The sequence below is a fragment of the Humibacillus xanthopallidus genome, from assembly GCF_044793955.1.
GTDB classification, from domain to species: Bacteria; Actinomycetota; Actinomycetes; order Actinomycetales; family Dermatophilaceae; genus Humibacillus; species Humibacillus xanthopallidus_C.
Map to the genome: position 1 here is coordinate 499197 of NZ_CP084995.1, position 12711 is coordinate 511907.

8 protein-coding genes are annotated in these 12711 nt (G+C 74.7%); all 8 read right to left on the reverse strand.

What is annotated here, in order from left to right; translation table 11 throughout:
* Window positions 1-41: 41 nt before the first annotated feature.
* From LG278_RS02320 to LG278_RS02355, 8 genes are read right to left on the reverse strand one after another with little or no spacing between them, the layout of a single operon-like run.
* The gene (locus LG278_RS02320) at window positions 42-1238 is read right to left on the reverse strand and encodes a DUF4157 domain-containing protein (protein ID WP_404390536.1); all 1197 of its coding nucleotides are present in this window, start codon (window positions 1236-1238) and stop codon (window positions 42-44) included.
* Window positions 1239-1257: 19 nt separating this feature from the next.
* Window positions 1258-4188 (reverse strand): DUF6519 domain-containing protein, encoded by a 2931-nt coding sequence (locus LG278_RS02325; RefSeq protein ID WP_404390538.1) that lies wholly within the window; start codon window positions 4186-4188, stop codon window positions 1258-1260.
* A gap of 2 nt (window positions 4189-4190) precedes the next feature.
* Complete coding sequence (locus LG278_RS02330; RefSeq protein ID WP_404390540.1) at window positions 4191-6380, reverse strand: phage tail protein; 2190 nt, start codon at window positions 6378-6380, stop codon at window positions 4191-4193.
* Entirely contained in the window at window positions 6377-8893 is a 2517-nt protein-coding gene (locus LG278_RS02335) for a hypothetical protein (protein ID WP_404390542.1), read from the reverse strand. Before LG278_RS02335 ends, LG278_RS02330 begins: the two co-directional genes overlap by 4 nt.
* Complete coding sequence (locus LG278_RS02340) at window positions 8890-11430, reverse strand: putative baseplate assembly protein (RefSeq protein WP_404390544.1); 2541 nt, start codon at window positions 11428-11430, stop codon at window positions 8890-8892. Before LG278_RS02340 ends, LG278_RS02335 begins: the two co-directional genes overlap by 4 nt.
* On the reverse strand, window positions 11427-11858 hold the full coding sequence (locus tag LG278_RS02345) for a GPW/gp25 family protein (RefSeq protein WP_404390546.1): 432 nt from the start codon (window positions 11856-11858) through the stop codon (window positions 11427-11429). Before LG278_RS02345 ends, LG278_RS02340 begins: the two co-directional genes overlap by 4 nt.
* Entirely contained in the window at window positions 11855-12178 is a 324-nt protein-coding gene (locus LG278_RS02350; protein ID WP_404390548.1) for a hypothetical protein, read from the reverse strand. Before LG278_RS02350 ends, LG278_RS02345 begins: the two co-directional genes overlap by 4 nt.
* Complete coding sequence (locus LG278_RS02355; RefSeq protein WP_404390550.1) at window positions 12178-12711, reverse strand: phage baseplate assembly protein V; 534 nt, start codon at window positions 12709-12711, stop codon at window positions 12178-12180. Before LG278_RS02355 ends, LG278_RS02350 begins: the two co-directional genes overlap by 1 nt.

The window sequence follows — 12711 nt, forward strand, 5'->3', positions numbered from 1 at the left end:
GGTCCAGTGAACCGCGGCGAGGTCGCGCTGCGCGAGCCGGGCTAGAAGTTGCCGATCAGCCCGCGCAGGCCGGGGATGACGCCCGACCGGCCGAGCTGCAGCAGGTCGACCGACAGGATCACCCGCACGTCGGGCGTCGGCGTGTGTGGCGCGGCCGGCAGCGACTGGCGCGACTCGACCGTGCCGCCGCCCGACGTCGGGAAGACCTGCCGTGGCGCGAGCAGGTCGGGATAGGTGCCACCCGAGAGGGTGACGCCCGGCAGGATGCCGAGCGTGGCTCGGGCCTCGCGGATGCGCAGCTGGTCGTCGACGGGGTCGAAGGCCCAGGTCATCTCGGCGCCCAGGGTCAGGCCCTGCCAGCCGAGCCGACGGCGCACCGGCTCGAGCAGGGCGTCGAAGCTGAAGCTGGTGCGGAAGCCGTAGGTGCGCTGCGTCGCCCCCTCGCCCGTCGGCAGCGTGTAGCTGAAGTGGGTCAGCGGCATTCCGGGGATGAGGGTGAGTGGTGTGGCGAGGTTGACGCCGGAGAGGACCCAGCGACCGTTGGGGTCGGCGAGCAGCGCGCCCCCGGAGAGCGCGAGCGTGCCCGCCCCGAAGCCGATGAGCCCGGCGCGCTCGCCGACGGGCAGCCGCCCCCACTCGCGCTCCGCCCGCAGGGTGAGTGGCTGGATGAGGAGGCGCTTGACCTCGGGGTTGTTGTCCTTGGCCTGCCCCGCCACCGTCGACAGGCCCCCGGCGATGACCTGTCCGGGGTCGGTCGCGGGCGCCGCCGGCGCGGCCCCCTCGCCCTCGCACTGGGCGGCCACGGGCTGCCGCTCGCGCACGTGCGCCCGTCCGCCCGCCAGCACGCGCCGTGCGGCGTCATCGGCCTCGCGCTCGGCGGCGCGGTGCGCGCTCGGGCCCGGCCCGCCCGGCGCGCCTCCCGACTGCTGCACGACGTGCGCGAGCTCGTGCGCCAGGGTGTGCCGCCCACGTGCCGTGGCCGGTGCGACCGCCGGTCCGAGGGCAACGTCGCTGCCGATCGTTAGGGCACGGGCGCGCGCAGCCCGCGTCACGGCATACGCCCCCTCGTCGGCGTGGAGGCGCACCGCGCCGAAGTCGTGCCCGAAGCCGCGCTCCATCGCAGCCCGCAGCGACGGGTCGAGCGCCACCCCCTCGCCGCGTCGCGCGGCCATGTCGACCCCGCGACCGACGGCGGGCTCGGTCGTGCGCTCGGGGGACGACCACGAGAAGACCGGCATGGCTGGCACCGGGCGGCGGTCAGCCGCCCACCCCTCTCGAGACCCGGATCGTGAGGGGCTGGCCCGGCAGCAGCTGAGTGCCGCTCGGGGGGATCGTGCCGAGCACGGTGTTCTTCCGTATGCCGGGTGCGTCCACCTCGATGACCGTGACCGGCACGCCCGCGTCCGTCGCCAGGCGGGTGATCTTGGTCAAGGTCGACCCGGTGAAGTCCTCGATGCGGAAGCGGGTGAAGTTGGGGCCCGGCTTGTCGCCGCCGAACCAGAACCACATCTCGAAGCGCCCACCGGCGACCTCGTCGGTCGTCGGCAGCCGCAGCACGGTCTGGCCCTGCACCGACTGCGTCACGGCGTGACCGTTGAGGTGTCGCTCGGGGTCGTCCGCGTCGATGATCGCCCAGCCGTCGAGCTGGAAGCGCATGCGCACCGGCATCGCCGGGGAGCCCAGCCGCTGGTCGTTCTCGAAGCCGATGAGGCGCTCGCGCATCCGCAGCAGCACGCTGTCGAGGGGCAACCGGCTGCGCCAGAGGATGACGTTCTTGCGCGCCTCGAGCTCGCCGAGCAGCTCGACGGTGTGCAGGCCGAAGGACTGGTCGTTCCACAGGTCCAGCTCGGGTGGGGTCGGCCACGGCAGGTCCATGAGCACCCGGCCCACCGGCTTGCCGTTGACGCTCTCGGTCAGCACGAGCGCGTCGAGGGTGATGACAATGCCCGAGACGAGGTCGGCGACGTCGACGACGGCGTCGTTCTCGAAGGTGGACCCGTTGCGGAAGGCCGTCTCGACGACGTGCATGCCGAGCGTGCCCCCGACCGAGACGTCGAGCTGCGCCGACACCCGCACGGGGGCGAGGGCGAGGCCGTCGACGGTGAGCGTCAGCACGTCGCTCCTGCCACCCTTGAAGGCGGGCTGCCACACGAAGGCCGCGACGCCCGCGGCGTCGGTCTCCACGGCGTCGGTCGGCCCGGCACCGGTGCCGGTGAGCGACGGCGGCACCGATGAGCCGTCCTGCGCAGCGAGCACCAGGGCCTGCTCGCTGGCCTGGGCGACGACCTTGACCCGCGCCGGTCCGCACGGGCTGTCGACGGCGACCCGGACGAGCTGCGGCACCGTCACCCCCTCGGACGACACCTCCTGGCCGTCGCCCCCGAGCAGTCGCAGCGTGGGAGTCGTTGCGAGCTGCGCGAGTGCGTCCTGCACCGTGCGCGTGCGCGCGAAGGCGTCACAGGCTGGGTCCCACTGCACCTGCGACGCGATGCTCAGCCGGCCGCTCACCACGACGGCGACGTCGACCGGGGTGCTCGTGTCGTCGAGGCGCTGGGCGGTGAGCGTCTGGGTCGGGGAACCGGTGGCGTCGAGTGTCCACCGCACGGCCGCGACGCCGTCGGCCCCGGTCGCGACGACTCCTCCTGCGGGCGGAGAACCTGAGACCTCCTCGCGCAGCGTGCCCCCGGCCGCGGTGAAGCGGACCGTCGCACCCTCCACCGGCAGGCCGCCGTTGCGCACGACCACCCGCACGGGGGCGTCGAGCTCGTCGCCGGGCATCGCCTCCTGCCCGTCTCCGCCGACGAGGTCGATGGTGACGAGCCCGGTCAGCGGCGGGAAGAGGTGGCGGCAGTCGGACTCGAGGGTCCAGGCGGAGCCGGCACGGGTGAGGATGCCGAGCGGGGCGTGGTGGTGCACGGGGCCGACGGGCGGGCGGGGCGTCGGCGTCGCCGCGTCCCAGGGCCAGTCGAGGGTGCCTTGCCGGGCGCTCGTGCCGTAGGCGAGGCGGGCCGTCCGTGCCGGCACGAGCCAGTAGTCGCCCACGCTCGGGGTGCCGCCCGCGGGGAAGGCCACGGTGATGCCGCCCTCGAGGTCGGTCGGGCCGGTCGACACCGTGCTCGGTCCGCCGTCCCAGCGGCGCACGACCGGCGCGCGCCCGAGGGACGGGACGTTCGAGGGGGCGCCGGCGAGCCAGTCGACGTGGACGACGAGGTCGATGACCGGCCCGACCCGGGCCAGGAAGCCGGGCAGTCCGCGCAGCTGGCGGTCGCTGCTCGTCACCTCGACGAGGTCGCCCTGCCGGATGCTCAGCTCCTCGTCGCGACCGACGCGGTCGAGCGTCAGGGCCGCCTCCATGCCGGGCTCGGTCGTCACCCCGATCTGCACGAGTCCGGCTGCGACAGAGCCGTTCTCACGCGACCACACGAAGCGCGGCTGGGGCGAGACCGAGCAGATCTCGACACGATAGAGCTGGTTCTCGAGCCGCTGGTAGCCCCCGCCCGACGTGATCTGGCAAGGGTCGGCATCGGCCGCCGCCTCGCGCAGTCCGGCGACCATGGTGCGCGGGCTGCGCTCCGCCACGTCGTCCAGCTGCGAGCACACCTCGCCCCCGTCGAGGCGCGCGAGCCGCACCTGCCAGGCGGTCTGCTGACGCATCGCGGTGTCGGGCCCGCCGAGCGCCGACTCGAGCAGCTCGGGACGCTCGTCGGGGCTGACGGTCCGCTCGAAGACGTCGAGGTAGGCGGCATACCGTCCGTCCCCCTCGCCCGCCGGCGGCTCCTCGAGGCCCGGGCTCGCCCCGCCACCCGTGCCGATCGTCGGCCGGTGCGGCTGGTCGGCGAGCGCCCACGCGCCCGCCGCGGCGGCGGCATCGGGGTCGGCAGCCGACTCGGCGAGCACGCCGTCGACGTAGTAGTGCCCGGGCGTCACGCCGAGGCGCGCCCACGGCACGCCCGCCGGCTCCGAGCCGTCTGCGAGGTCGACGATCGCGAAGGGCCCGGGCCCGCCGTCCAGCGACGCCGGGCCACCGTCGGCGCCGACGATGTCGGCCGTGCGGGCCGTGTCGTGGTGGGCCGTGATGGCGGCCTGCTCGTTCCAGTCCGCGTCGAGCAGCACCCGCCCCTGCTGCAGGAGCACCGACCGGTAGGCGTTGGCGGGATCGTGGGTCCAGCGGGTGAGGTCTGCGTGCATGGTCAGCTCCCGAACATTCCGATCTGCATGCCCGCGGGGACGTAGGGCGCGACGAGGCGTCGCGCGGCGTCCATCCGTTGCGGACGGCGGAGGTGGTGGTGGACGCCCATCTCGGACCCGAACTCGCCGCCGTGCCGGATCGACACGGGGGCGCTCGGGGCCAGGCTGGGATAGAACGGTGAGCCCGGCTGCGTGGAGAGGTAGCTGGGTGAGATCGCGGTCGCGGCGTCGGAAGCAGGCACGCACCGGAAGCGCCGTGGCACCCGGGAGCCGGGCGCGAGGTAGCTGAAGCGCGCGCACCCGATCTGGCGGTCGACGACGGTCACCGTGCCGTCGCAGATGCTCGAGGTGACCTCGAGCCAGCGGCAACCGACGTCACCGAAGAGGGTCGACCCGCTGACGTCGAGGTGTGCCCCGGGGGCCTCGACGGCAACGGTCGCCGCCGCCAGAGCAGGGTCGACGACGCTGTCGACCACGACGACCTCGGGCACGGTTTCGGCGAGGTCGAGCGACCCGACCAGGCTGCGGCGGATCGCCACGGTGAGCTCGCGGTTCGCCCCGCCCGCCCCCGAGAGCACCCGCACGCTGCCGGCCACGGTGCACTGGCTCACGGTGAGCGATCCGAGGGCGCCGGGCTCGACGACGACGTCGCCCTCGACGACGAGGCCGTCGAGCACCACGCTGGCTCCGCGCTCGCCGGTGACGTGCACGTCGCCCAGCACGTGGGGCCGCAGCCCCTCGGGGGCGTAGACGCCCGGCACCGGAGCCTCGACGTCACCGTTGACGAGCTGCCGCCCCCGCCAGTGCGCCGCCACGAGCACGACGCGGCTCTCGGCCGGGACCGCGACGGCGAGGTCGGCGGCATACGTCTCGCTGTCGGCCACCGACACGACCTGCGTGACGCCGACGAGCCGCCGGGCGGCGTCGGCCCACCCGGCCGCGACCTCGCCGAGCGCGTCGCTGATGCTCACCTCGACGCCGGGGGCTGCGGGACCGGTGCGCACGAGCAGCTGCGCGCCGACGCGGTCGCGCACCGCGCCCGCGCCCTCGTCGATGCGGTCGAGGTCGCCGGTGAAGGGGTCGGCGGCCAGGGCGGTGTCGTGGCCGAGCGTGCGGTCGAAGGTACCGGCGCCGACGTCGGCGACGGCCCCGTAGGCGTGGTCGAGGTGCAGGGCGGCCGGGTCGGTGGGCACCCCGTCGTGGTGCGGGTGGAGCAGGCCCCGCACGGCGTCGACCATGACCTGCCAGCCCGAGAGCGGGGAGCCGCCACTCGTGGCGAGGTCCTCGAGGCCGCACACCCGGATCCGCTCGGGCGCGAGCGGGCCGTCGCCCTCGACGCTCACCGCGAGCGGCAGCGTCTCGCCGGCAAGCCCTGCCCGAGCAGCCACGAGCGCGGCGAGCAGGCGGCGGGGGCGCAGCGGCACCGGCAGGTCCGACTCGGCCGCGAGGTGCTCGATGGCCTCCTCGGTCGTCGGCACGGCGAAGAGCGGCGCCTCGGCGCCGAGCGGGTGCACGCTCCACGCGTCGGCGAGCCGGCGCGCGGGCACCTTGGTCGCGTCGTGGACCTGAGCCGGGAAGACGACGACGGCGATGCCACGGATGCCGAAGCGCCCGCGACCGCCGGTCGCGCCCGGGTCGATGGAGCGCACCTCGCCGGTGTGCGCGAAGCGGGTCAGCGAGCCCCCTGCGAGCCGCGGTGACTCGAGCTCGGCCGACGCGGCGTCGCGCACCGAGCCGAGCGCAGGTCGCTCGAGATGCACGTGGTTGACGTGGGTCGTCGCGGCGAGCAGGCGATACTCCTCGACCGCCCGCGTGGGCCAGCCGGTGACGTCGCGCACGACCTGCTCGATGACTGCGACCGTGCCCTTGCGCTTGCGGTAGGCGACGGTGTTGGCCACGACCGCCCGCCGGCTGACGCCACCCCCCGTGCCCGCACCGAGGTCACCCGGCAGGCCGACGAGCCCGACGAGGTCGGCGAGGTAGGGCACGACCCACTCGGGGCAGGTCTCGACGAACCACGAGTCGTAGAGCCGCTGCACGTCGTCCTCGACAACGGCAAGCTCTCCCGCCACCGCCTCGAGCAGGGCGCGCAGCAGCCCGCCGGTCTCGGCGTCGCGCTCGATGACGTGGGGTGGCAGCAACCCCTCGAGGTATGCCGTGCGGTCGGCCCGGCGGGCAGGTGAGGTCGTCATGTCGCCACCGTCACGTCGAGCAGGTCCGCCGTCAGCCGCAGTGCCTGGGCGGGCAGGAGTCGGGCGGGGGACGACGGGCTGCCGGGGGGCGGCCCCCAGCGACCGGCCTCGGCCACGAGCAGGTCGTCGTCGGCGCCGCCGGTGAGGACCGGCATCGTCACCGAGACGACGCCGGGGACCGCCGCCGCGACGACGAGGACGGCCGAGGCGGCGAGGGGAGACGCGAGCTCCATCGACCCGAAGGCCGCGAGGAGGGCGGCCTCGACGGCGGGTCGCACGAGCGACGCCTCGTGCTGCGGGTCGACCTCGATGCGCAGGCTGGCTCCGACGTCGACGACCTCGGCCGGCAGCACCACCCGGGGAGCCCTCGTCTCGCGCGCGTCGTCGAGGGTCGTACGCAGGTCGCTGACGAGCGAGTCGCTCGGCGTCTCACCGGTCGAGGCGAGCACCGAGACGACGACGGTGTCGACGCGGCCGTCCCACACGAGGTCGGCGCGGGCCCGTCCGATGCCGGAATAGCCGCGGGCGAAGTCCTCGTGGTCGGTCACCGACACGGCGCGGTCGAGGGTGCGCACGCGTTGTGGCGCGGTCAGCCGCGCCTCCTCCAGCGTCTCGGGCGGAGCCCAGTCGTGGGCCGGGCCGAGGTTGGTCACGGCGGCGATGCCCCGCGGCTTGCGGACGGGCAGGCGCACCTGGTCGGGCTCTGCGGCGCCGTCCTCGCCGATGCCGACGCGGTAGGACGCGCGCACGTTCTCGGCCCCGGTCGGCAGTCGCGACCCGTGCACGCCGTCGCCGAAGGTGACGGTGGTCTGCCCCGACTCCGCCTGGCGCACGACGTAGACCCGGTCCCGGGGCCCGGCGTCGAAGAGGGAGTCGACGCGCGTCCACTCGACGTCCTCGACGCGCACCTCGAGTGCCGGCACCGCACCCGTGGCGGTCGTCGTCGAGCGCACAAAGGTCAGCGGTGGACGGCGCAGCTCGAAGGAGGCGAAGGCGCGCCGGCCGTCGCCGCTCCCGAGCACCTGCTCGACGGTCTCGCCGTGGGTCGCCACGGCGACGTTGGCCCGCACCCGCACGGTGCCCGCGTGGTAGGCGTGACGCAGGGGTGGCTCAAGGGTCACCGTCATGACCCCTGCCCCGGCGTCGACCGCGGCGGCCGCGGTGAGTCTCGTGGCCTCGACGGCCGGAGCACCGGAATCGGTCACGCCGGTGACGACGACGTCACGCCCCTTGGGCAGCGCCGGCTCCGTCGCCACGAGCTCGAGCAGGTGTCCGTCGCCTGCCGCCGGCAGGCCGACGAGGTCGGGGCGCGGCATCCAGGCGGCCGGCAGCTCGTGCGAGACGGCGTGCACGAGGGCCTGGTTGCGGTCGAAGTCGTCGAGGTGCTCAGCGATGTCGAGCGTGACCCGCGTCAGCTTGCCCGAGAGCGCATACTTCGTCGCGCCGTCGGGAGTCACCGACTCGACCTGGAAGGCCTCGGTGTGCCCCGGCTGCTCGAGCACCATCCACGAGCCCGGCAGGATGGCGGGCACGTCGCCGTCGATCTCGAGGGTGCGCGACCCCGGCTTGAGGTCGAAGTCCTTCCACGAGGTGGTCTTGGCGCTGTCGAGCAGGGCGGGGTCGGGAGCGTTCCAGCCGAAGAGGTTGAGTCGCTGGGCGATCCGGTGCACCCGCACGTCCTTCTCGGCCACGAGGTGGCGGGAGCGGCGGTAGCCCAGGGGGCGGTCGAGGGTGAGGCGGGTCCAGCCCGGGGAGTGGGCCGGATCGACGTCGACCGCGGTGACGCGCCGCAGGTCCCACTTCTCGTGGTCGTCGCCGTGCGCCTCCGACGGTGTGACGTTCGCCCGCTCGCTGCCGACGACGAGGACGCGGTCATCCACCCTGACACCGGCGGTCGTCGTGTCGAGCCACACGGTGTCGACGCCGTAGCCGAAGGGCTGCGCCACCCGGTCGTGCGCCGGCACCGAGTTCCACACCCCGCGCGCCTCGAGCTCAGCAGTGGTCTCGAAGGTCTGCGGCAGCTTGCCGGGCGCCGGCACGGTCTGGACGGGCGTGCCCTCGGGCACGACGACGACCTCCGGTGAGCCCGCTGCCGTCTCCACGTCGAAGGCGAGCTCGGCCTGGGCGGCGACGCCGGGTCGCAGCTCGTAGCCGAGGCTGCGGGCCTGCTGGCGCACCGAGTCGCGCTCGGTGGCCGTGCGCAGGAAGCCCTCCTGGGCGATCCGCTCCGTGTAGAACGACACGACGTCGGCGACGACGGCCCACGTGTCGAGCAGGGCGATGGCGGGGTCGTCGGTGCCCTGGTGGGCGAGCGACCGGATGGCCAGTGGCTGCGAGTCGCCGGCGAGCCAGGACCGCATCCGGGCGAGGGAGTCGCCGTGCGGCGTGGTGCGCCAGTGCAGCTCGGACTGTCCGGGCAGGTTGGCGGCGGCCAGGGCGTCGCTGTGGTCCGCGCAGCCGGAGTCGCTCGCGCCACCCGAGCCCGACGCGCAGCTGCTGCAGTCGGTCGTCATGAGCCACCTCCCAGAGTGATCTCGATGCGACCCGCCTCGGGGTTGTTGACGTCGCTGTCGCAGCGCAGCAGCTCGCGGGGCGCCATCGGCAGCTCGCCGGCCTCGAGCGACGCGGCGGCGTCGAAGGCCGAGGCGCCGGCCCGCGCGAAGCGGGTGAGCTCGACCCAGGCCAGCCCGTCGACCGCCATCGCGGCGGCGACGACGTCGGACAGTCGGAGCGGCTGGCCGAAGGTGAAGCGGTCGGGGTGGAAGAAGCCGCGGCGGCCGTCGCGGCGCAGCCCCGACGTGAACGCCTCATGCAGCCGTTGCTCGACGTCGGCCCGCAGGTGACCGGGGAGCACGCAGCCGCCGAGACCGAGCTCGAGCGCGACGTAGACGGGCCGCTCGAGCTCGACGTCGATGCCGGCCATCCGGCGCACCTCGAGCGCGGCGATGATGCGGGGCAGCAGCGCCGGGTCGTCGGCGTGGGCCGCCACCGGGTCGACCGTGACCTCCTGCGCATACCAGGAGCCGGACCACCGGCGCCGCGCCACGGCCCGCTGCACCCCCGCGTCCTGCTCGGCGACCGCGGCGTAGTCGGCCGAGGTGACCGCGCGCAGCTGCTGGCGGAAGGCTGCCGGGGCGAGCTGGCGCACCTGCTCGAGCCGCTCGGGGTCGGTGCCTCCGGTGCCGGGCAGTGGATTCCACACGGACACGACGGCGCCCGCGCCGACGGGGTCGCGGCCGTCGGCGAGGCCCAGCAGCCGCACCAGGCGATCGGGTGCGACGTTGCCCGCGACGCCACCCCCGACGCGGTAGGTGGCGAGGGCGGTCGTGCCGGACACGGGCGCGCGGCCGCTCACCCCGTCGCCGAAGCGCAATCGACTGACCCCCCCCGGCTCCGGCTCGACGACGAGGTGGGTCGCGAGGCGGCCGCTGCCGAGCAGGTCCGGTCGCGGGGTCCACGTGCGCTGCCCGTCGTAGAGATCGAGCCACGGACCGGCCGATCGCGCCTCGGGGAGCGCGAGCTCGGCGGCCGACGCCGTCGGGGGCAGCGAGCGGTCGACCCGGCTGAGGCCCGGCCGCTGGAGCCGGGGCCGGTAGTCGTCCGCCTCGAGCACCGTCGGAGGCACGAGCGCCTCATCCACGACGCCGGCGCCGTGGTCGGCCACGACGACGTTGGCGAGGGCGACGGCGGTCGACTCGTCGGTGCCCGGGGTGGTGACCGTCAGCGGCGCGGGCAGCGCGTCGGCGGCCCCCCAGCGCAGCTCCCACACCGCGAGCGACGGCGCGAGCGGATCGGTGTGGGCGCGGGCGTCCTCGACGAGGCGCACGCCGAAGCGGCGCGAGGGGTCACCCTCGCGGGGGGTGCCCCCGATCGGGCGGTCGACGAGGATCACGAGATCGCCGGCGAGCAGGCCGGGGTCGGTGCCCGACGGGGTGCTGACGAAGGCTGCCGTGGCTCCGGCCCGGAGGCAGTGCGACGGGTCGCCCCAGGCGTGCAGGGGCAGGGCGTTGCGCTCGGGGCTGACGGCCAGGTCGGCTGCCGTCTCGAAGACCGTGCCGCCGACCTCGACCGCATCGAGGGGCGAGCGCACCTCGACCCCCGGCTGCACGGGCAGGTCGGTGACGGGCGTGCCACGCGGCAACGTGAGGTCGGAGTCGGTCGTGAAGGCGAGGAGCGTGCGCGCCGAGCAGCCCTCGTGCACGGTGTAGTCGAGCAGCCGGGCGTGTCTCCGCACGGAGGTGCGCCGACGCGCCGTGCCGAGGTAGGCCTCGACCGCCACGGCGTCCTGCCAGTAGGCGAGCCGGTCGCCCAGCGCCGCGAAGAGCTCGACGAGCATGACGGCAGGGTCGGCCGCGTTGCGGTCGGTCCAGTCGGGCAGGAGGGTCGCGAGCCGGTCGAGGAGCCGGCTGCGCAGGGCCTCGTAGTCGCGGGCGAGGTAGTCACCCGGCAGCAGGTCGGCCACGCTCGGCGGGTGCTCGGTCGCCGGTGCGCAGTCGAGGTCGGAGGGGCAGTCGACGGTGAAGGTGAAGGGCGCCGCCGACAGCGGCAGGTCGATGCCGGCAGGCGCCCCGGACCCTCCGGGACCGACGAGCCGCAGGGTGTAGGTCGACCAGTCACCGCTCGAGCTCGTGCGCACGACGAGGGCTTGCCGCCGCTGGTCGTCACCGGGCAGGGCCTGCTGCACGAGCTGACGGTCGGCCGCCCCGACCCCGTCGAGCGGGTCGGTGGCCGGCGTGCCCGACACCCCGACGACGGCAACGGCGGGGTGGGCCCAGTCGACCCGCACGGGATTGAGGTCCGCGTCCTCGCGCACCCCGCCGACGACACGCACGACGTCGGCGGTCCAGCCGGCGGGGACGGGCCCGCTCAGCAGGTGGACGAGCAGGGTGCGCTGGGCCGGCGCGTCGGCGACCTCGCCGGGGCTGCCCTCGTGGTTGGAGAGCACCTCCACGACGTCGATGCCGTCGAGGCCGGCGACGTCGCGCACGAGGGCCCGGCGGGTCTCGAGGTCGATGTCCGCGACGAAGGGGAGAGCGTCGGGGGGCGTCACGGCATACCCCCTGCGCCTGTCGGGCCACCGGTGCCGGTCACGCTGAGCCGGCGCCGCTGGTCGGGGCTCGTCGCGTGCAACGGCAGGTAGTCGACGACCACCTCGAGCCGCGCGTCGACCGCGGTCACGCGAACGCTCTCGACGCGGATGAGCTCGCCGAGCCACTGCTGCAGCGCGCCGTGCACGAGGGCCTGCGTGGACTCGGCCAGGGAGTCGCCGCTGGGCGCGAAGACGAGGCGCGCGACCCCGCTGCCGAAGTCGGGCCGGTTGACCCGCTCGCCGGGGCCGGTGAAGAGGACCTGCTCGATGAGGCCCTTGAGGTAGTCCTCGTCGTCGGCGAGGGTCGTGCGGCCCCGCAGGTCGAGTCGCAGCGGGAAGCCGACGTGGTGCGGGGCGTAGGCCCGCTGCGGGGACAGCTCGCTGCTCATGAGGCACGCACCCGGGTCTGGGTCTGCATCACGAGGAGTGGCACCCCCGTGGGCACGCAGGTGCCCGGCGCCGCCTGGATGGCGAGCGGCTGCTTGCTCGCTGTCACCCGCACCGTGCCGGACGTGAAGGTGCCGGTGACGCACGGGCCGTTGCTCGTGGGCGGCGGCGGGAAGGGGCAGCCGGCGATCGACCACGGACCGCTGAGCAGGATGACCGCCTGGCCGCCGACGGTGACCCGCGGGAACGCTGCGGTGGGCGTCGCGCTGCCCTGGTGCGCGCAGCTCACCCGCGAGCCCTGGCTGAGGAGGAAGCCCGGCATCACATCACCTCCAGCGCGCCGTCGTTGATCGACACCGACACGGGCGAGAGGGTGATCTTCGAGGCGCCCACCGAGACCTCGACGCCCGAGCTCGTCGCCGAGATCGAGATGCTCGCCGCGACGGCTGGAGACGACACGGAGACCGTGATGCCGCCGGCACCCGGGAGGTCGCTCAGCTCGATCGTCATCGAGTCGGTCTTGAGCACCTTCATCTCCGCGAGCGCCGGCGCCGCGGGCACCTCGCCCGTGCCCCAGAAGCACCCACCGAGGATCGGGACGTTGGGGTTGCCGGCCTCGAACTCGACCCACACGTTGGCTCCTACGGGAGGCACGAGGAAGAGCCCGACGCCGTTGCCGGCATACGGCGTGCACGGCAGGGCCCAGCTCAGCTGCCCGCTGCCGAGCACGGCAGGGCAGGAGACCTGCACGCGACCCAGCATGAGCGGGTCGACGTTGTTTGCCACCGTGCCGCGGTACTTGCCATAGAACCGGGGGGCGGTCGACGTGGTGAGCTCGTCGATCTCGATCGGCAT

What these genes read in the sequence shown, in the direction of transcription:
- LG278_RS02330 (WP_404390540.1), bottom strand. Translation starts at nt 6,380, where the DNA reads ATGACGACCTCACCTGCCCGCCGGGCCGACCGCACGGCATACCTCGAG.
- LG278_RS02355 (WP_404390550.1), bottom strand. Translation starts at nt 12,711, where the DNA reads ATGCCGATCGAGATCGACGAGCTCACCACGTCGACCGCCCCCCGGTTC.
- LG278_RS02345 (WP_404390546.1), bottom strand. Translation starts at nt 11,858, where the DNA reads ATGAGCAGCGAGCTGTCCCCGCAGCGGGCCTACGCCCCGCACCACGTC.
- LG278_RS02320 (WP_404390536.1), bottom strand. Translation starts at nt 1,238, where the DNA reads ATGCCGGTCTTCTCGTGGTCGTCCCCCGAGCGCACGACCGAGCCCGCC.
- LG278_RS02350 (WP_404390548.1), bottom strand. Translation starts at nt 12,178, where the DNA reads ATGCCGGGCTTCCTCCTCAGCCAGGGCTCGCGGGTGAGCTGCGCGCAC.
- LG278_RS02325 (WP_404390538.1), bottom strand. Translation starts at nt 4,188, where the DNA reads ATGCACGCAGACCTCACCCGCTGGACCCACGATCCCGCCAACGCCTAC.
- LG278_RS02335 (WP_404390542.1), bottom strand. Translation starts at nt 8,893, where the DNA reads ATGACGACCGACTGCAGCAGCTGCGCGTCGGGCTCGGGTGGCGCGAGC.